General features: G+C 62.2%; 17 protein-coding genes, 1 pseudogene and 1 riboswitch. Of the genes and pseudogenes, 9 read left to right on the top strand and 9 right to left on the bottom strand.

The window, feature by feature from the left end; genetic code table 11:
* Position 1 precedes the first annotated feature (1 nt).
* From ASD12_RS03990 to ASD12_RS03980, 3 genes are read right to left on the bottom strand one after another with little or no spacing between them, the layout of a single operon-like run.
* The gene (locus ASD12_RS03990; RefSeq protein ID WP_162252212.1) at positions 2-484 is read right to left on the bottom strand and encodes a GtrA family protein; all 483 of its coding nucleotides are present in this window, start codon (positions 482-484) and stop codon (positions 2-4) included.
* A gap of 38 nt (positions 485-522) precedes the next feature.
* Positions 523-1,527, bottom strand: a complete 1,005-nt coding sequence (locus ASD12_RS03985) for a glycosyltransferase (RefSeq protein WP_244482731.1) — start codon at positions 1,525-1,527, stop codon at positions 523-525.
* Between the two features lie 5 nt (positions 1,528-1,532).
* Complete coding sequence (locus tag ASD12_RS03980) at positions 1,533-2,738, bottom strand: glycosyltransferase family 2 protein (RefSeq protein WP_056582136.1); 1,206 nt, start codon at positions 2,736-2,738, stop codon at positions 1,533-1,535.
* A 203-nt stretch (positions 2,739-2,941) separates the two neighbouring features.
* Here ASD12_RS03980 and ASD12_RS35700 point away from each other — a divergent pair.
* Positions 2,942-3,070: pseudogene (locus ASD12_RS35700) on the top strand (EamA/RhaT family transporter); the annotation flags it as partial.
* A gap of 12 nt (positions 3,071-3,082) precedes the next feature.
* On the opposite strand, the gene ASD12_RS03975 reads toward ASD12_RS35700, so the two are convergent.
* The 4 genes from ASD12_RS03975 to ASD12_RS03960 all read right to left on the bottom strand — a co-directional run bounded on the left by ASD12_RS03975 (position 3,083) and on the right by ASD12_RS03960 (position 10,086).
* Entirely contained in the window at positions 3,083-3,886 is an 804-nt protein-coding gene (locus tag ASD12_RS03975; protein WP_056582134.1) for an ion channel, read from the bottom strand.
* Positions 3,887-3,943: 57 nt separating this feature from the next.
* Positions 3,944-4,342: a nuclear transport factor 2 family protein gene (locus ASD12_RS03970; protein WP_056582133.1), complete on the bottom strand. Its 399-nt coding sequence runs from the start codon at positions 4,340-4,342 to the stop codon at positions 3,944-3,946.
* A 97-nt stretch (positions 4,343-4,439) separates the two neighbouring features.
* Positions 4,440-7,967: a DNA polymerase III subunit alpha gene (gene dnaE, locus ASD12_RS03965; protein ID WP_056582131.1), complete on the bottom strand. Its 3,528-nt coding sequence runs from the start codon at positions 7,965-7,967 to the stop codon at positions 4,440-4,442.
* A 106-nt stretch (positions 7,968-8,073) separates the two neighbouring features.
* Complete coding sequence (locus ASD12_RS03960; RefSeq protein ID WP_056582129.1) at positions 8,074-10,086, bottom strand: acetyl/propionyl/methylcrotonyl-CoA carboxylase subunit alpha; 2,013 nt, start codon at positions 10,084-10,086, stop codon at positions 8,074-8,076.
* A 197-nt stretch (positions 10,087-10,283) separates the two neighbouring features.
* On the opposite strand from ASD12_RS03960, the gene ASD12_RS03955 reads away from it, so the two are divergent.
* The 6 genes from ASD12_RS03955 to ASD12_RS03930 all read left to right on the top strand — a co-directional run bounded on the left by ASD12_RS03955 (position 10,284) and on the right by ASD12_RS03930 (position 15,051).
* A complete protein-coding gene (locus ASD12_RS03955; protein ID WP_056582127.1) occupies positions 10,284-11,411 on the top strand; it encodes an S-(hydroxymethyl)glutathione dehydrogenase/class III alcohol dehydrogenase in 1,128 nt (375 codons plus the stop codon).
* A 67-nt stretch (positions 11,412-11,478) separates the two neighbouring features.
* Positions 11,479-12,048, top strand: a complete 570-nt coding sequence (gene gfa / locus ASD12_RS03950; RefSeq protein WP_056582125.1) for an S-(hydroxymethyl)glutathione synthase — start codon at positions 11,479-11,481, stop codon at positions 12,046-12,048.
* 64 nt (positions 12,049-12,112) lie between these two features.
* Complete coding sequence (locus ASD12_RS03945; protein WP_056582123.1) at positions 12,113-12,622, top strand: YaiI/YqxD family protein; 510 nt, start codon at positions 12,113-12,115, stop codon at positions 12,620-12,622.
* On the top strand, positions 12,601-13,278 hold the full coding sequence (locus ASD12_RS03940) for a DUF1345 domain-containing protein (RefSeq protein ID WP_056582121.1): 678 nt from the start codon (positions 12,601-12,603) through the stop codon (positions 13,276-13,278). The genes ASD12_RS03945 and ASD12_RS03940 overlap by 22 nt, the downstream gene beginning before the upstream one ends.
* Positions 13,279-13,376: 98 nt before the next feature.
* Complete coding sequence (locus ASD12_RS03935) at positions 13,377-14,258, top strand: cytochrome b/b6 domain-containing protein (protein ID WP_056582119.1); 882 nt, start codon at positions 13,377-13,379, stop codon at positions 14,256-14,258.
* A 1-nt stretch (position 14,259) separates the two neighbouring features.
* On the top strand, positions 14,260-15,051 hold the full coding sequence (locus tag ASD12_RS03930; RefSeq protein ID WP_056582117.1) for a molybdopterin-binding protein: 792 nt from the start codon (positions 14,260-14,262) through the stop codon (positions 15,049-15,051).
* A 41-nt stretch (positions 15,052-15,092) separates the two neighbouring features.
* Here ASD12_RS03930 and ASD12_RS32735 read toward each other — a convergent pair whose 3' ends face one another.
* Positions 15,093-15,266 (bottom strand): hypothetical protein, encoded by a 174-nt coding sequence (locus ASD12_RS32735; RefSeq protein ID WP_244482730.1) that lies wholly within the window; start codon positions 15,264-15,266, stop codon positions 15,093-15,095.
* A gap of 106 nt (positions 15,267-15,372) precedes the next feature.
* A complete protein-coding gene (locus tag ASD12_RS03925) occupies positions 15,373-16,374 on the bottom strand; it encodes a hypothetical protein (protein WP_056582115.1) in 1,002 nt (333 codons plus the stop codon).
* Positions 16,375-16,662: 288 nt separating this feature from the next.
* A riboswitch (glycine riboswitch) is annotated at positions 16,663-16,749 on the top strand.
* Between the two features lie 149 nt (positions 16,750-16,898).
* Here ASD12_RS03925 and gcvT point away from each other — a divergent pair.
* Both gcvT and gcvH read left to right on the top strand, forming a co-directional pair.
* On the top strand, positions 16,899-17,999 hold the full coding sequence (gene gcvT, locus ASD12_RS03920; protein WP_056582113.1) for a glycine cleavage system aminomethyltransferase GcvT: 1,101 nt from the start codon (positions 16,899-16,901) through the stop codon (positions 17,997-17,999).
* Between the two features lie 5 nt (positions 18,000-18,004).
* The gene (gene gcvH / locus ASD12_RS03915) at positions 18,005-18,373 is read left to right on the top strand and encodes a glycine cleavage system protein GcvH (RefSeq protein WP_056582391.1); all 369 of its coding nucleotides are present in this window, start codon (positions 18,005-18,007) and stop codon (positions 18,371-18,373) included.
* Positions 18,374-18,385 lie beyond the last annotated feature (12 nt).

Raw genomic sequence — 18,385 nt, 5'->3', positions numbered from 1 at the left:
CTTATTCCTCGTTTCTTGCTGATTGGCGTTTCGCCGGGTGAGTGGGTGGTGCCGTCGGTACGGCTGCGGGGTACAGATGGAGACGCGGCAGGATGGCCCAGTGCGCGGCGGCAAAGTTCCAAGCGAATAGGGCGATGGTGGCGATTGGGGTCGCAATCGGGACACTAAGATCGAAGCCGGAACAGAGGACGACCATCATAGCTACCGAGATCGGATAAGCCGCAACCACGCCTCCTGCGAAACGCGTGAATGCCTTCAAGCGAAGTGGCTCGGCAAAGGTGAACCGGCTGTGCAGTCCGTATCCGATCGGTGTGACAGCCAAGAATGAGATCAGGATGCCCAGCAGGTAATGTCCCCCCAATTGATCGACCACAATCATGATGGCGTTGTGGGCAATGGCGCACATCAACCCCACCAGCGTATACCGCCACCCTCGTTCCAAAAGCGGTCTTTTGCGGCTGCCCGCGTAACGCTCCTGCCCCATCTGCTTATCCGTGGCTATAACTCGATTGTACATCGGCCTCAGAAAGCTCCTGTCAACTTCGCGCGAAGCCGGCAAATGACACGCTCCCGCAACCGCGAGTCGCGCAAATAGCGCCTCATTCCGATCGGTCCGAGCGAAAGTACAATACAAGCCGCGCGAACCAGGGCCTTCAAATTGCCGCCCGATGCGGCGGCCAGCAATACATTGACGCTGATCGACGCCAGAGCGGCAGGTTCAACCCAGCGTCGGCTGCTCGCCGGAAGCCGGGAAAGATGGCGCTCCACGACAATCTGCATTTGCGACCGGAATTCCCTGACGTCACGGGATCCGGTTACAGTTAACGAACTGCCGTGAACCCGAAAGGCCGTAGTGATCTCGTCGTGATAAACGACCGGACCGGTACAGGCGAGCTTCGCCCAGATGTCCCAATCTGCCGTATACCAGAGTTTCTCATCCATGCCTCCACATGCTAGCCATGCGGTTCTGCGGAATATCGGAGCGGGCACAGAAATAAAGTTTTGAACAAGCAGCCGCTCCAGCAGGAATTGACCTCCAAGTACCTCGTCAGCCGGCAAAGGGCAGTTCCAGCGCCCAATTCGGCGGCCGTAGCGGTCAATGATGGCGGTCGGGGCCAAATGAAGCCCGGCCTCGGTAGAGGTCGCGAGCCAGCGGTGCGCGGCCTCAACGCGCCCGGGCAGCCACAGGTCATCTTGGTGGAGGATGCAGACGTGATCAGCGGCCGCCAACTCGACGCCTAAATTTGTCTTCGTTTGCCAAGGCGCGAGATCCCTTCGCTGAATCAGCCGAAGGGGTAATCGGTGAGCAAATCGCTCCACGATGGCAGCAGTGGTGCCCGTCGGGCTGCTATCGACAACGATTATTTCCAGGTTGCCGGTCGGCTCAGCAGCTAGCGAGTCAAGTGTCGCATCAATCCACGCCGCCCCTTCGTGGACCGGCATGACGACGGACAGAAATGGCTTTTCGTCGACACAGCCACCTGCCCGAGTTTCGGCTCGGAAGCCAGTCGAGCGATCAGAACCCATGCCTGTCACTCCAGATTATCAAGCAGCAACTTAAGCACAAAGCCGGACAGCACCATGGACATGCCGGCCACGCAGGCGGTGGTGATCACAAAGGTCAGGTGCACCGACTGCTCCATTGGCCCGCCGACAAAAATCCAACGCAGCGCCAGCAGCACCTCCGCGACAAACCCCGCCGCCGCGAGCACGCCACCGGAAAAGACCAGCCATTCCAACGGGCGGCCGCGCATCAGCCAGGGCACGATTCGACCTCCGTGGACTGGGTGATAAATGGCGATCGCCACCTTAGCGAGCATGCCGAAAAGGATCGCCGAAAGGCCAATCAATGTCGCCATGGCGGAGAGCGCGACGAAGTGAATTCCGAAATACCACCCGCCGATCCGAACAGGCCCCGCGGCGAGGATCGCCAGGCCGGCAATGCCGGTCACCAGCAAGGTCGCCCCTGGTATGAGATACATGGTGTTGGGTGCATGGGCCACGATCAGCCGCAGGTGGCGCCAGCCGTCGCGGAATGAGCGCAGATGCGGTGGGCGGCCACGCTTGTCCGGATAGAGCTTGATCGGCACCTCGCGGATCACCAAGCCTGCGCGATGCGCGTTGATGACCATCTCCGAGGCGAATTCCATGCCGGGTGAGCGCGCGCCTATCCTGAGAAACGCATCGCGGGTGAACCCGCGCATGCCGCAATGAAAATCGTGTATCGGCGAATGATGAAGCCAACGGGCAATTATTGAAAGCACAGGGTTGCCGAGATATCGATGCAGCGGAGGCATGGCGCCGGGCTCGATACCGCCCGCAAAGCGATCACCCATGACCAGTTCGGCACCATCCTCCAATGCGTCGATGAAATCTCCGAGGCTGCTCCAGTCGTAGGAATCGTCTGCATCCGCCATGACGAGATACTTGCCTCGTGCGGATTCAGCCGCCGCGCTGATCGCCGCGCCGTATCCCTTGACACGCTGGTGCACGACACGCGCACCGAGGGACTCTGCAATCTCAACCGAGCGATCGCTCGACCCATTGTCTCCGACGACGACCTCGCCCGCGATGCCCCGCTTTGCAAAAACATCGAGAGCCTTTTGGATGCAAATGCCGAGCGTGCGCTCCTCGTTCAGGCAAGGAATAATGGCCGACACGAGAGGCGCCCCCGCATCATCGGCGTGCAGGACATTCAGATCGGTCTGGACCGCCGCAAAATCTGCCTTCGCGATCATCGTGCCTCGCTCCGCCCAATCGTAAGCCTTACTGACGACCAGGCTACATCAAACATTTCCGCTGCCTGGCAGCAACGTTAGCAAGAACAAGTTAGTCAATGATATACGAGAGCCGTGCCCCATCGGCGAGCAATTTGGTTCATCAAGTAATTGGCGGAATTTTATGCTCTCGTCGTAAGAGCGGCACATCCGGATAGGCCAACGGCTGGTTGCTGTGTCAGGAGCAGATCAACAACGCCTTCACCGCCGGCGGCGCGCTGCTGATCCTGGCCAGCAACCTGCTCAACCTACAGCGCAGGCCGATGAAGCCGGCTGAAGTGGCGGCGTCGTAGCACTGCCGCCGGTCAGTTCCCGTCATCGGGTATGTTCAGGACATGGCCGCAGGCCTTGCAATGCACCGCATCCGGCTCATGCCGCTGCAAGCCGCACTGCGGACAGGGAAAGAACACCTTGGCCGGCCGGAAGATCGCCTGAGCAAGCCTGACGAACAGCGATATGCCGATGATCATGGTGACGATTGCCGTCAGCTTGCCGGCCATGCCTGGCAGCACGATGTCGCCGAAGCCGGTCGTCGTCACCGTGGCAACGGTGAAATAAAGCGCGTCGATATAGTTTTCGAGGCCGGCGCCGGTGCGGAAGAAGAAGGTGTAGACGAAGCCGGTGACGACGAACAGGAACGTCAAAAGATTGATGACTGCGTGGCTCGCCTCGCGCCAGGGTCGCAGGCCGCGCATCTCGAGATGCCGCCAGAGCGAACCGCTGCGCGACAGCGGCCACAGCCGCAGGATGCGCAGAAAGGCGAGATTGGCGAACGCCGTTGGCATCAGCAGTGTCAAGAGGATGAAGGCGTCGACCCACGATGTTGGCTGCCTCATCAGCCGCAACATGTCGTTGGAGGCGAGCAGCCGGGCAATCATGTCGGCGGCGACCAATGCCGCCACCGAATAATCGAGCCAGAGAAACGAAGGTTTGTCCTGAAGGACCGGCGTGGCGATGAAGAACGCGATGATGGCGAGGTCGATGACGACAGCCACCAGTTGGAACCGGAAAGCAGCCGGCGTGCGCCCGTGATAGAGCTTGCGCAGCCGGTCGCGCAGCCGCGCCATCGCCGAATTCTCCTGCAATCCGTACTTGTCCGCCGCTTTCATGACGATTGCGTAGCGTCCACAGCCAAGGCCGTCCAGTGGCTTAAGTTACGGAATCGCTCAGCTTTGCACCACTGTGCCGTCGGGTCCGACAAGGCCCCAGGCGGTGGCCGTGTCATAGAAGAATTGCTCCTTGGCAATGCGGTCACCGCGCCACTGCTGAAGCGCCACCTCTTCCAGGCGCCGGACGGTGCCGTCCTTGTCGATCCTGTCGAATGTCCAGCGGATGGCGACGGTGTCGCCGTCGACCAGAAAAATCTGGACGGGATGCGTATGCATCTTCTGGATCCGGTCCAGAACCGATTGCTCGCGTGCCATCAGCGCTTCCCTGCCCCTACGCGGGACGCCGAGATTCTCCTGCATGGTCGCATCGTCATGGTAGAAGTCGGCGATCGCCCGGACATGGCTGCCTTCGACCACCTCCTTGAGGAAGGCTTCAACGCGTTCGCGGCTGGGCATGGCGAGAAACTCCTTTGTCGACGACAGGGGCGCGGCCGCGACGCTTGTTTTCGAAAACCCAATTCATGATCTTTCGGACGTGCTCAACGAATGTGGTTCACACCAGCTCCACTTCGACCACGCCCGGCACCGCGCGCATCGCCGAGGCGATCTGTGGCGAAATCCGGTAGCGGTTGGGCAGCTCGATCTCGATTTCGCCTTCGCCTTCTTCCTTGATCAGCACGAAGCTGACCTGGCCTTCGCCCCTGACGGCCAGTTGGCCGGCCAATGTGTTGATCGGTGTCGCGTTGCGCACGAAAATGCGCAATGCCTTCTGGATGCGGCTTGCCTCATCCTCCAGCGACTGTACCGAGTTGATGCGCAAATTGACGCCTTCCGGCCTGTCCTCGGCCGCAACGGTAATAACGACGGAGCGGCCGGCCTCGAGCAGGTCGCGGTACTGCGCCAGCCCTTCCGAAAACAGCACGGCTTCATACTGGCCGGATGTATCGGAAAAGGCGATGACGCCCATCTTGTTGCCAGTGCGCGTCTTGCGCTCCTGCTTGGATGTTACCGTGCCGGCCAGACGGCCGGCGGCGGCACCGCGTTTGACGGCCGCCGAAAACTCGGCCCATGTCTGCACCCGCATCTTCTGCAGGGCCGCCTTGTACTCGTCGAGCGGGTGGGCGGAGAGATAGAAGCCGACCACCTGGAATTCGCGATGCAGCCGGTCGGCGGCGAGCCACGGATCCGTCGCCGGCAGATTGAGTGCCTGCGACTGGGCGCCGAGCGAGGCGCCGAAGATGTCGTGCTGGCCGGAAACCGCGTTCTGCTGCGCCAGCGACGCCAGCCCCATCATGCGTTCCACGCCCGCCATCATCGACGCGCGGTCGTGGCCGAAGCAGTCGAGCGCGCCGGCCATGATCAGGCTTTCGAAGACGCGCTTGCCAACGATCTTGGGATCGACCCGTTCGCAGAAATCGGCGAGGTTCTTGAACGGCTTTTCGCCACGCTGGGCAACGATGTGCTCCACCGCCGCGTCGCCGACGCCCTTGAGCGCGGCCAGCGAATAGTAGATGCGGTTCTCACCGACCTCGAAGGGACGAAAGCTCGATATCGCCGACGGTGCCAGAACCTCTATGCCGAGGCGCAGCGCGTCCTGGCGGAAATCGGCGAGCTTGTCGGTGTTGCCCATGTCGAGCGTCATCGACGCCGCCAGGAACTCGACCGGATAATGCGCCTTGAGATAGGCGGTCTGGTACGAAACCACCGCGTAGGCGGCGGCGTGCGATTTGTTGAAACCATAGTCGGCGAACTTGGCCAGCAGGTCGAAAATGAAGTCGGCTTGCGGCTTGCTGACGCCACGCTCGACCGCGCCGGAGACGAAGCGCTCGCGCTGCTTGTCCATCTCGGCGCGGATCTTCTTGCCCATGGCGCGGCGCAGCAGATCGGCTTCGCCGAGTGAATAGCCGGACAGCTCCTGCGCGATCTGCATCACCTGTTCCTGGTAGACGATGACGCCTTGCGTCTCCTTCACCAGATGGTCGATCTTGGGATGGATCGACGCCATCTCCTCCTCGCCATGCTTGCGGGCGTTGTAGGTCGGGATGTTCTCCATCGGCCCCGGCCGGTAGAGCGCGACCAGCGCGATGATGTCCTCGATGCAGTCGGGCCGCATGCCGATCAGCGCCTTGCGCATGCCGGCACTTTCCACCTGGAACACGCCGACCACCTCGCCGCGCGACAGCATGGCATAGGTGTCGGGATCGTCGAGCGGGATCGTCGCCAGGTCGATCTCGATGCCGCGCCGGCGGATCAGCTTCACCGCCGTCTCCAGCACGGTCAGCGTCTTCAGGCCGAGGAAGTCGAATTTCACCAGCCCAGCCTGCTCGACATATTTCATGTTGAACTGGGTGACCGGCATGTCCGAGCGCGGATCACGATACATCGGCACCAGTTCCGACAGCGGCCGGTCGCCGATGACGATGCCGGCAGCGTGGGTCGAGGCATGGCGGTAGAGGCCTTCCAGCTTCTGCGCCATGTCTAGCAGCGTCTGGACGATAGGCTCCCTCTCCGCCTCTTCGGCAAAGCGCGGTTCGTTGGCAATGGCCTCGGCGAGCTTGACCGGATTGGCCGGATTCTGCGGCACCATCTTGGAGAGCTTGTCGACCTGGCCATAGGGCATCTGCAGCACGCGGCCGACGTCGCGCAGCACGGCGCGCGCCTGCAGCGTACCGAAGGTGATGATCTGGCCGACCTGGTCGCGGCCGTATTTTTGCTGGACGTAGCGGATCACCTCCTCACGCCGATCCTGGCAGAAGTCGATATCGAAGTCGGGCATCGACACGCGGTCGGGATTGAGGAAGCGCTCGAAAAGAAGTGAGAAGCGCAGCGGATCGATGTCGGTGATGGTCGTCGAATAGGCGACCAGCGACCCGGCGCCCGAACCGCGTCCCGGCCCGACCGGGATGCCCTGTGCCTTCGCCCATTTGATGAAGTCGGCAACGATCAGGAAATAGCCGGGAAACTTCATCTTGGTGATGATGCCGAGCTCGAAATTCAACCGCTCGCGATATTGCTCGACCGTGTAGCCGGCTGTCGGGCCATGCGCGGCCAGCCGCGCGTCGAGCCCCTCATGCGCCTGGCGGGCCAGTTCATCGGCTTCCGCCTGCAAGGCCGCGTCATTGTCGGCGACATCGCCGCCGGTGAAGCGCGGCAGGATCGGGTTGCGGTTCTTCGGATAGTAGGAGCAGCGCAGCGCGATCTCGACGGTGTTGTCGATCGCCTCCGGCAGATCGGCGAACAGCCTGGCCATATCGGCCTGGCTGCGCAGGAAATTGTCTGGCGACAGCCGGCGGCGATTGTCGGCGGCGACAACCGAGCCCTCGGCAATGGCGATCAGCGCGTCATGCGCGTCATAATCGTCGCGGGCCGAGAAGAAGGCCTCGTTGGTGGCGACCAGAGGCAGTTCATGGGCATAAGCCAGATCGATCGAGGATTTCTCGATCACGCGATCATAGCCGGAAACCCGGTCCAGTTCGACATAGAGCCGGTCGCCGAACATCGCCTTGAGGGTCAAAAGCCGTGCCTCGGCCAGATCGCGGCGGTCTTCCTTGAGCGCTATGCCGATCGGCCCGCGCGGCCCGCCACTAAGGCAGATCAGCCCGTCACAATAGCCTTGCATCATTTCGGTGGTCAGGTGCACCGGCTCGCCGGGCGGCGTTTCGAGGTAGACGCGGCTGACCAGCCTGACCAGATTGGCATAGCCGGACTCGGTCGCGGCGATCAGGACGACCGGCCGCATATCAGGACCTTGCCGCCTTCGATCGCGCTGGCCATCGCTGTTCTCGCCGGAGAAGGCGAGCGCAGTCTGGCAGCCGATGATCGGCTGGATGCCGTCCTTCACCGCCTTCTGCGCGAACTCGAGCGCACCGAACAGATTGTTGGTGTCCGTGACGGCAATGGCCGGGGCTTCGTCCTTGACCGCGTGAGCCACCACCTTGCCGATCTGCAAGGCGCCTTCCAGCAGCGAATAGGCCGAATGCACGCGCAGATGGACGAAGGGCCGCGCCGGCGCCTCCGGCCGCGCCGCAGCAATCGCTGCTTCGCGCTTCAGGGGATCGCGGGGAAGTTTTTCGTCGGCCATGGTGCTGCGTGAAGGTCCTGAGTCGATAGAGATGTATTGTCCGGGACCGCGCGATGCCAGTCCAGCACAAACCACTGCTGGTCACAGGCTGCCTGCTCGGCTAGCCTTACGCAAACTCCATGATCACCGCGTCCACGGCTAGGCTGTCGCCCGGCTTGGCGTTGAGTTTCGAGACCACCAGATCGCGTTCGGCGCGCAGCACGTTTTCCATCTTCATCGCTTCGACCACCGCCAGCGTCTCGCCGGCCTTGACCTCCTGGCCTTCGGCGACGGCAATCGACACGACAAGGCCAGGCATCGGGCAAAGCAGCAGTTTCGACGTGTCCGGCGCTATCTTTTCCGGCATCAGCCTTTCCAGCTCGGCGGTGCGCGGCAGCATGGCGCGCGCTGTCACCGACATGCCCTTCCAGGCGATGCGAAAGCCGTTGGCAACCGGCCTGATCTGCGCCGTAACCTTGCGTTGGCCGACCGTGCCGCGCCAGATCAGGTCGCCCGGCCGCCAGTCGGATGAAACGGTCAGCGCCTTGCCGCCCTCGATCGACAGACCGACTTCCATCGGGATGGAAATCATGCCCTCGAGGATCGACGCCGACAGGTAGTCATCGCCGATCTTCACCACCCAGTCGCGCTTCAGCGCTCCCGAATGCGGCGCCAGGCGCCCGCCCAGCCGGTCGAGCCGGTCGCGGCGCAGCAGTTCCACTGCGGTGGCGATCGACGCCAGCACGGCTTTCTCATCGCCGTTCGGTACGACCGGCGCGAAGCCGTCGGGGTATTCCTCTGATATGAAAGCGGTCGATATCTGCCCTTCCCGCCAGCGCGGATGCTGCATCAGCGCCGCCAGGAACGGAATGTTGTGCTCGATGCCGTCGACGACAAAGCTGTCGAGCGCTTCCGACATCGCGTCGATAGCTGCGAGCCGCGTCGGCGCCCAGGTGCACAGCTTGGCGAGCATAGGATCGTAGAACATCGAGATTTCGGAGCCTTCGGTGACGCCGGTGTCGTTGCGGATGACGACGTCGCCGAATTGTCCTTCCTCAGGCGGCCGGTAGCGCGTCAGCCGGCCCATCGATGGCAGGAAATTGCGGTACGGGTCTTCGGCATAGAGCCGGCTTTCCACCGCCCAGCCGTTCAGCTTGATATCACTTTGCTTCAAGGCGAGCTTCTCGCCAGCGGCGACGCGGATCATCTGCTCGACCAGATCGATGCCGGTGACGAGCTCCGTCACCGGGTGCTCGACCTGCAATCGTGTATTCATTTCAAGGAAATAGAAGTTCTTGTCCTTGTCGACGATGAACTCGACCGTGCCGGCGCTTTGGTAGTCGACGGCCCTGGCCAGCGCCACCGACTGCTCGCCCATGGTCTTGCGTGTCGCGGCATCCAGGAACGGCGACGGCGCCTCTTCGGTGACCTTCTGGTTGCGGCGCTGGATCGAGCATTCGCGCTCGCCAAGATAGAGCGCGTTGCCATGCGCGTCGGCCAGCACCTGGATCTCGATATGGCGCGGATCGACGACGAATTTCTCGATGAAGACGCGATCGTCGCCGAACGAACTCTTGGCTTCCGAACGCGCCCGGTCGAAGCCGTCGCGCACTTCCGACCGATCCCAGGCGATGCGCATGCCCTTGCCGCCGCCGCCGGCGGAAGCCTTGATCATCACGGGATAGCCGATCTCGCCGGCGATCTTTTCGGCATGGTCGGCATTCTCGATGACGCCGAGCCAGCCGGGCACCGTGGAGACCTTGGCGGCGTTAGCGAACTTCTTCGATTCGATCTTGTCGCCCATCGCCCTGATCGCCTTGGGCTTTGGGCCGATGAAAATGATGCCTTCCGCTTCCAGCGCCTCACAGAACGCCGCCCGCTCGGACAGGAACCCGTAGCCGGGATGCACGGCCTGCGCACCCGTCTCCTTGCAGGCAGCGATGATCTTTTCAGGCAAGAGATAGCTCTCCGCGGCGGGCGAAGGCCCGATATGCACTGCCTCGTCGGCCATCTCGACATGCACGGCGTCGCGATCGGCATCGGAATAGACGGCAACCGTGGCGATGCCCATCTTGCGCGCCGTCTTTATGACGCGACAGGCAATCTCGCCACGATTGGCGATCAGGATTTTGGTGAACATGCTGATGTCATCCCTCGGTCGACCGTTCCTTTTATGGCCTGCGCTTGCAGGGTCAAGCCGACCATGCAAATCACTGTCTTTCAATCGATTTGCGATTCCAATTCAGCGCCGCGACCCAGTCTCGGCACCAGCTTCCAGTTGATCGTGTCGATAAAACCTGAAACCTTGGAAAAAATTCGCATTGGAGGAATTGCCCGATGAAAACCCGCGCCGCTGTCGCTGTCGCCGCCGGAAAGCCGCTGGAGATCATGGAGGTCGACCTCGATGGCCCGCGCGAGGGCGAGGTGCTGGTCGAGATCAAGGCGACCGGCATCTGCCACACCGACGAATTCACGCTGTCTGGCGCCGATCCCGAAGGCCTGTTCCCGGCCATCCTCGGCCATGAGGGCGCCGGCGTGGTCGTCGATGTCGGCAAGGGCGTCACCTCGGTCAAGAAGGGCGACCACGTCATCCCGCTCTACACGCCCGAATGCCGCCAGTGCCCGTCCTGCCTGTCTCGCAAGACCAATCTGTGCACCGCGATCCGCGCCACGCAGGGGCAAGGGTTGATGCCGGACGGCTCGTCGCGCTTCTCGATCGGCAAGGACAAGATCTCTCACTACATGGGCTGCTCGACCTTCTCCAACTTCACGGTGCTGCCCGAGATCGCGCTGGCCAAGGTCAATCCGGACGCGCCCTTCGACAAGATCTGCTACATCGGCTGCGGCGTCACCACCGGCATTGGTGCGGTCATCAACACCGCCAAGGTCGAGATCGGCGCGACCGCCGTCGTCTTCGGCCTCGGCGGTATTGGCTTGAATGTCATCCAGGGCCTGAAACTTGCCGGCGCCGACATGATCATCGGCGTCGATCTCAACAACGACAAGAAGGCCTGGGGCGAGAAATTCGGCATGACGCATTTCGTCAATCCGAAGGAGATCGACGGCGATGTCGTGCCTCACCTCGTCAACATGACCAAGCGCGGCGCCGACCAGATCGGCGGCGCCGACTACACCTTCGACTGCACCGGCAACACCAAGGTCATGCGCCAGGCGCTGGAAGCCTCGCATCGCGGCTGGGGCAGGTCGGTCGTCATCGGCGTGGCCGGCGCCGGTCAGGAAATCTCGACCAGGCCGTTCCAGCTTGTCACCGGGCGCACCTGGATGGGCACCGCCTTCGGCGGCGCGCGTGGCCGCACCGATGTGCCGAAGATCGTCGACTGGTACATGGACGGCAAGATCCAGATCGACCCGATGATCACCCACACGCTGAAGCTCGAGGACATCAACAAGGGTTTTGATCTCATGCATGAGGGCAAATCGATCAGGAGTGTGGTGGTTTACTGAGGAAGACCACAAGCCGCCGACCAGCCGGCCTGCGACCTCTGTGGTTCACAACTGGGAGGAGAAAAGAATGGCGGAGAAACTGCATCCGAAGATCGACAATGGCTTGCCCAAGGAAAGCGCGAGCTTTGCCGGCGGCACGCTGGTGTGCGCCTGCACCAGCAAGCCAGTGAAGGTGAAGGTCAAGGGCCAGATCGCCCACAATCACGCCTGCGGCTGCACCAAGTGCTGGAAGCCCGAAGGCGCGATCTTCTCGGTCGTTGCCGTGGCCGGCACGGGAGACGTCACCGTCACAGAGAATGGCGACAAGCTCAAAGTGGTCGATCCGAGTGCGCTGATTCAGCGCCATGCCTGCACCGGCTGCGGCGTCCATATGCACGGTCCGGTCGAGCGCGACCATGCTTTCAAGGGCCTGAGCTTCATCCACCCCGAGCGCTTTGTCGAGGATGGTTGGTCGCCGCCGGGCTTCGCCGCCTTCGTCTCGTCGATCATCGAATCGGGTGTCGACCCAAAGCGGATGGACGGTATTCGCGGACAGCTAAGGACAATCGGGCTCGAGCCCTATGACTGCCTCAGCCCTGGCCTGATGGACTATATCGCTACCTGGACAGCAAAGAAGTCCGGCGCCTTGCCGGCCTGATAGTCGTGAAATTTCAGGTTTGGGGCCGGACACGTTTCCGGCCCCTGCTTATTCTGGAGAGACAATGCCCTCACCCGCCATTCTCGTCGACGCCGACGCCTGCCCGGTCAAGGCCGAGGTCGAAAAGGTCGCCGAGCGCCATGGCATCGTCGTCACCTACGTCTCCAACGGTGGCCTGCGGCCTTCGCGCGATCCGATGATCCGCAATGTCGTGGTGTCCAAGGGCGCCGATGCGGCCGACGACTGGATCGTCGACAATGCGCGGAGCAACGACATCGTGATAACCGCGGACATTCCGCTGGCCGCCCGCGCGTTGGCGCTTGGCGCGCATGTGCTTGGGCCCACGGGGCGTCCGTTCACGCCGGAAACGATCGGCATGGCGGTGGCGATGCGCGATCTCAAGCAGCATTTGCGTGAGACCGGCGAAAGCAAGGGCTACAATGCCAGCTTCGCACCGCAGGACCGCTCGCGGTTTCTCGGCGAACTCGACCGCATCTTGCGGCGCGCCCTGAAATCCGCCACACCGAGCGCCATCCAAGGGTTGGAACCGCCATGGCTGCCGAAACTCCGATGAAGCCTCCCATGCAGCGCCACATGCTTTTCGCGGTGTCGTTCGGCTTCGGCGTTGTGGCACTGGTCGTGGCGTTGCTGCTGCACGCCTCGCTCGTCTATTCGATAGGTGCCAACGCATTCTTTGCCACCTACGTTATTCTTGTCGTTGCGCATATGCCGAAGTTCACCGGCAGGTATCTGAGCAAGAATGCACGCGCCACCGACCAGCCGGTGCTGGTCATCTTCGCCGTGACGCTGGTTGTCGTCGGCGTTGCCACCTTCTCGCTGTTTCAACTGATCAACCAGAAAGACAGCGCCCACCCCATCGAGCTCGGCTTCGCGCTGCTGTCGATCCCACTCGGCTGGTTCACCATCCATGCCATGGCAGCGCTCCATTATGCCCATCTCTTCTGGATGGACGGCGATGCGGTCGACGCCGAGACCAAGAAGAAGATGCCGGTCGGCGGATTGCTGTTTCCTGGTGACAAACGGCCAGAAGGCTGGGACTTCCTCTACTTCTCGACGGTGATCGGCATGACGGCGCAGACCGCAGACACCAACATCTCGACGACGCATATGCGCTGTGTCGTGCTTGTCCATTCGATCTTGTCGTTCTTCTTCAACACGGTCATCGTCGCTGCGGCCGTCAATCTCGCCGTCAGCCTGGGCGCTCCGTAATAAATCCGTGATCGGATGAAACATTGGTTTGGATTGCGACGTATCAGGAGGACAATGAACGCGCAGGCCAGGTCGCCAAGGCCAGGAGACGAGACAAGATGGAATCCGTTGCCAGAAGCCAATCCGCCGCCGGTCCAGGCGCTTCGGCGTCGAACGAAAAAACGCTGATCTACCGGCAGTCGCGCTGGACGCGGCTGACGCATTGGCTCTGGGCTATCTCGCTGTTCTTCATGCTGCTGTCCGGCCTGCAGATCTTCAATGCCCGCCCGCAGCTCTATATCGGCAAGCAGTCGGGCTTCGACTACAACAACACCATCTTCGCCATTGGCGCCGAGAACACGAACGCCGGGCCACGCGGCTACACTGAGATCTTCGGCAAACGCTTCGATACCACAGGTGTGCTCGGCTGGTCGGGGCCGGCAGGCCAGGAGACGTCCCGCGCCTTCCCGTCCTGGGCGACGATACCGTCCTACTATGATCTCGGCACCGCCCGCGTCATCCATTTCTTCTTTGCCTGGATACTCACCACGACCTTGATCGTCTGGCTGGTCGCCAGCACTGTGAGCGGCCATCTGCGGCGCGATCTCGCGCCGCGCCTCGATGATCTCAAGCGGCTGCCGCAAGACATAATCGACCACGCAAAGCTCAAATTCCACCACACGCGGGAATACAACACGCTGCAGAAGATGGCCTACGGCGGGGTGCTGTTCGTGCTCCTGCCACTGATGATCATCACCGGCCTGGCGATGTCGCCAAGCATGGATGCGGTGCTGCCGTTCCTCAACGATCTGCTCGGTGGCCGGCAGACGGCACGCACCATCCATTTCACCGTCATGGTGCTGCTGGTCGCCTTCTTCATCGTCCACATCCTGATGATCCTGGCCGCCGGCCCGATCAACGAGCTGCGCTCGATCATCACCGGCTGGTATCGCACCGATCCTCCCGCGCATGACGACAAGACAGCCGAGAGGAGTGCGTGACATGGCGAAGTTTGAGATCAGCCGCCGCAAATTCCTGACCGGTGCCAGTCTCGGCGCCTCCGGCATCATGCTGTCGGGCTGCGACGCTTTCGACAGCCAGCTGAGCATCGGCAGCGGCCTACGCGGTTTCCTAGAAAACGCCAATGGCCTGACATACAGGGCCCAACGCCTGCTTGCTGGGCGCGATGCGTTGGCGCAGGAATTCACCGAGGCCGACATCCGCCAGCCGCAGCGCCCGAACGGTGTCACGGCACCGGACGACGATGTTTACAAAGGTCTGCTCGCGAACAACTTCGCCGACTGGCGGCTGGAGGTCTCGGGCCTCGTCGAAAAGCCGCTGTCGCTCAGCCGCGAGCAGCTTCAGAACATGCCCAGCCGCACCCAGATCACCCGCCATGACTGCGTCGAAGGCTGGAGCTGCATCGCCAAATGGACCGGCACGCCGCTGTCGCTGGTGCTGGACCAGGCGGTAGTCAAGCCGCAGGCGCGCTACGTCATGTTCCATTGCCTCGACACGATCGACCGCAGCCTGTCGGGCGACATCAAATATTACGGTACCATCGATCTTGTCGATGCCCGTCACCCGCAGACGATCCTCGCCTATGGGCTGAACGGGAAGCCGCTGCCGGTCGAGAACGGCGCTCCGCTGCGTGTCCGCGTCGAGCGACAGCTCGGCTACAAGATGCCGAAATATCTCTACAAGATCGAACTCGTCGACGGCTTTGCCGATGTCGGCGGCGGCCGGGGGGGCTATTGGGAAGACAATGGCTACGACTGGTACGGCGGGATCTGAACCGCATGCCGCAAACGCTGCGGCTCTAAAGATGGCTAGGCCTACAGCGAGCGGCGAAACAGCTCGCCTTTTCCGGCAATCCGCTCGCCAATGCCGCCGAGCCGCAGCGTATGCCAGGCTATGGCATGGTTGCTCGAGGTGACAGGTTTCCCCAGCTCCTTCTCGACCTCCTCGATGATCCGGGCAACGCGCATGCTGGTGCAGGAAACGAACACGGCCTTACAGGCTCATGCATGACCACATCGCCATCAGTGTTCGGGAAGGCCTGGCCCGGATATACATCGACGTAGACCAGATCTGATCGGGCAACCCTTTTGCCGGTCAGGCGACCTTGTCGAGCAGCGGCCTCAGCGCCGGGTGGATTTCCGGCGATGCTTGCTTGATCAGCGTCAGCAGCGCGCGTTCGTTCTCGTAGAGAGGCCGGTCCGCGCCGATATGCCCGGTCAGCCAGGAGGCTTCGTCGGCATCGATTATCTCGGCGCGGCGGGCCAGGGCCTCGGCCGCCCTGTTCTTGGCTTCCCACTCGGCCCCGATGTCGCCTGGAGACCGATAGGCTTCCATGATGCCGGCGATGCCGCCGGAGATCATGCGGCTGAAGAACCCGCCGATTTCCGGATTGGCCTGTTCAAGGAAAACATCCCGGCGTAGCGCCACATCGCGCGTCGGCGCTTCGTAGCCGGCCGAGCACATGACGAAATTGGCGATCGCCTTGACGAACAGGTCGCTCCAGGACGGATCGTTGTGTCCTTGAGCGGTACGCTCATTGATCCTGAACAGCACCTCTGCCTCGGCGCGGGTGATGGCGATGTTGCCGTCGCCGCCATGGGCATGGAGGATCCGGCGCAGCAGCTCGACCTCAGCCTTGGCGATCAGTCCGGGAACCATTGCGCCGCCGAGCATCAGCGGCCCGTTGCCGTCGATAACGGCATGCGCCACCTGCTCCAGCGCATAGACGCAAAGCCGGCCTGGCGACGATCTCGCCTCTTCCAGCACGTGGACCAGCAATTCGAGTTCGGTCCGGCTGTCGACCATGCCGTCGCGTGAGATCATGCGGATCAGCCAGTCGGCACTGTCCCGCGAGATATAGCCCGATGGCTTTTCCTGGTGAACGATATAGTCGGTAACCGCCTCGATGAAGAAGGGCGGCCATTCCTGGCATTTGTCCTTGGCAGTGGCGTCGAGCGCAAACAGCGCCTCGGCCTCGCCGCGCGTCACAACGCCATCGCCGAACACCTCATGGCGCAGCATCGCCACATCCTCCACGGCGATACTGCCTTTCGAGGTCAGCCCGGCCACCGGCGCGCTCATGATCAACTCACCCATTTGTCGTCCCCGTCCGCTGCCGGCAAGCGCCAGCGCTAAGCCTCATGGCTGCCAACATATCAGCAGTGTCTTGAAAAACCGGCAAACGGCGTGGTTAGCGAAGACTTGTCGGTCTATGTCGCCCAAAAGTGTGCCGCGGTTTTGGGGGAACGACATGCATCAAAACAGAGAGCCAAAGCGCATCGCCCGAATCCGTTTCAGCGCGACTCGCTTTAGATGTCGCTGGCAGGTGACAAGCCGTCGCGCACAAGCTATGGATGGCGCGTCGAGGACTCAGGGTCTGAGTCCTACCTGTTTGCGGGAGAGAGCAGCGAAAGCTGCCGCCGAAGGGGAAATCGCCCGAAATCTCTCAGGCAAAAGAACCGTAGACGGGAAAGACACTCTGGAAAGTCGGGGCTTGCCCCCGCGCCGAAGGTGTAAGCGCCGCTGACAGAGTTCCAGCTGCGCGAGTCTCTCAGGCTTCAGACAGAGGGGCACGGACTGGTCGCCATTCGCGACCGATTGCGTGCGACTCTGGAGATGACATGACGGGCAACGACACCAAACACCTTCCCCTCGAAGAGATCCATGTGGCCGCCGGTGCGCGCTTTGGTGCCTTTGCCGGCTGGTCGATGCCGCTGACCTATCCGGCCGGCGTCATGAAGGAGCATCTTCACACCCGCGAACAGGCTGGCCTCTTCGACATCTCGCATATGAAACTGTTCGAGGTCAGCGGGCCGGAGGCGGTTGCGCTGCTCAACCGTGCTTGCCCCTTGGATGCAGGCGCGCTCGAAATCTCGCAATCCAAATTGTCCTTCTTCCTCAATGACGCAGGCGGGATTCTGGACGACCTGATCATCACCAGGCTTGGCGATATCACGTTCATGGTGGTCGCCAACGCCGGCAATGCCGTGGCCGACGAGAAGCATTTGCGTGCGCTTGCCGCGGATTTCGACGTCAGGGTCGAGCCGCTCGACCGCGTCTTTCTCGCCATCCAGGGTCCTGAAGCCTGGGCAGCCCTTTCCCGCGTCGGCATCGAGACCGGCTCGCTGCTGTTCATGCATGGTGTCGAACCGCGGAAGAACTGGTTCATGAGCCGCTCCGGTTATACCGGCGAGGACGGTTTCGAGATCGGGCTGCCCGAGGCCGATGCGCGTGATCTCGTTGCAAAGCTGCTCGGCGACGAGCGCGTCCTGTGGATCGGTCTGGCCGCTCGAGACAGCCTACGGCTTGAGGCAGGGCTCTGCCTGCATGGTCAGGACATCACGCCGGAGACCGACCCGGCCAGCGCCGCCTTGATGTGGGCGATCCCGAAGGACATCCGCGCTTCCGGCACTTTCATCGGCGCCGATGCGCTGCGTGCCGCCGTGGAACGAGGACCCGCGCAAAAGCGCGTAGGCCTGAGGCCGGAAGGCCGCCAGCCGGTGCGTGGCGGTGCTGCGCTCTTTGACGCCGACGGCAAGCCCGCCGGCCATGTCACGTCGGGCGGCTTCGGCCCCTCGGCCGGCCATCCGGTCGCCATGGGCTATGTCGCGGCACCGCTGGCCAAGCCCGGAACACGGGTCTTCGCCGATGTTCGCGGCACGAAAATCCCGGTCGATATCAGCTCCCTGCCCTTCACACCGCATCGCTACCGCAAAGGATGATCTCAATGGCAACGACCTATTTCACATCAGATCACGAATGGCTCCGCGTCGAGGGCGGCATCGCCACTGTCGGCATCACCGACTATGCGCAGGAGCAGCTCGGCGATCTCGTCTTCGTCGAACTGCCGGAGATCGGCAAGAAATTGACCAAGGGCGATACCGCCGTCGTGGTCGAATCCGTCAAGGCGGCTTCCGATGTCTACGCGCCGGTCGATGGCGAGATCACCGAAGCCAACGGCACGCTGTCGTCGGATCCGTCACTGGTCAACTCGGCGGCAACCGGAGCCGGCTGGCTGTGGAAGATGAAGCTTGCCGACGAAAGCCAGCTCGCCGGCCTCATGGATGAGGCCGCCTACAACGCCCATATCGGCTGATATCAGGACTCG

This window comes from Mesorhizobium sp. Root102 (genome assembly GCF_001425625.1).
Classification (GTDB): Bacteria; Pseudomonadota; Alphaproteobacteria; order Rhizobiales; family Rhizobiaceae; genus Mesorhizobium.
The sequence above is the reverse complement of the archived record's forward strand: the minus strand, read 5'-3'. Positions and strand labels throughout refer to the sequence as shown.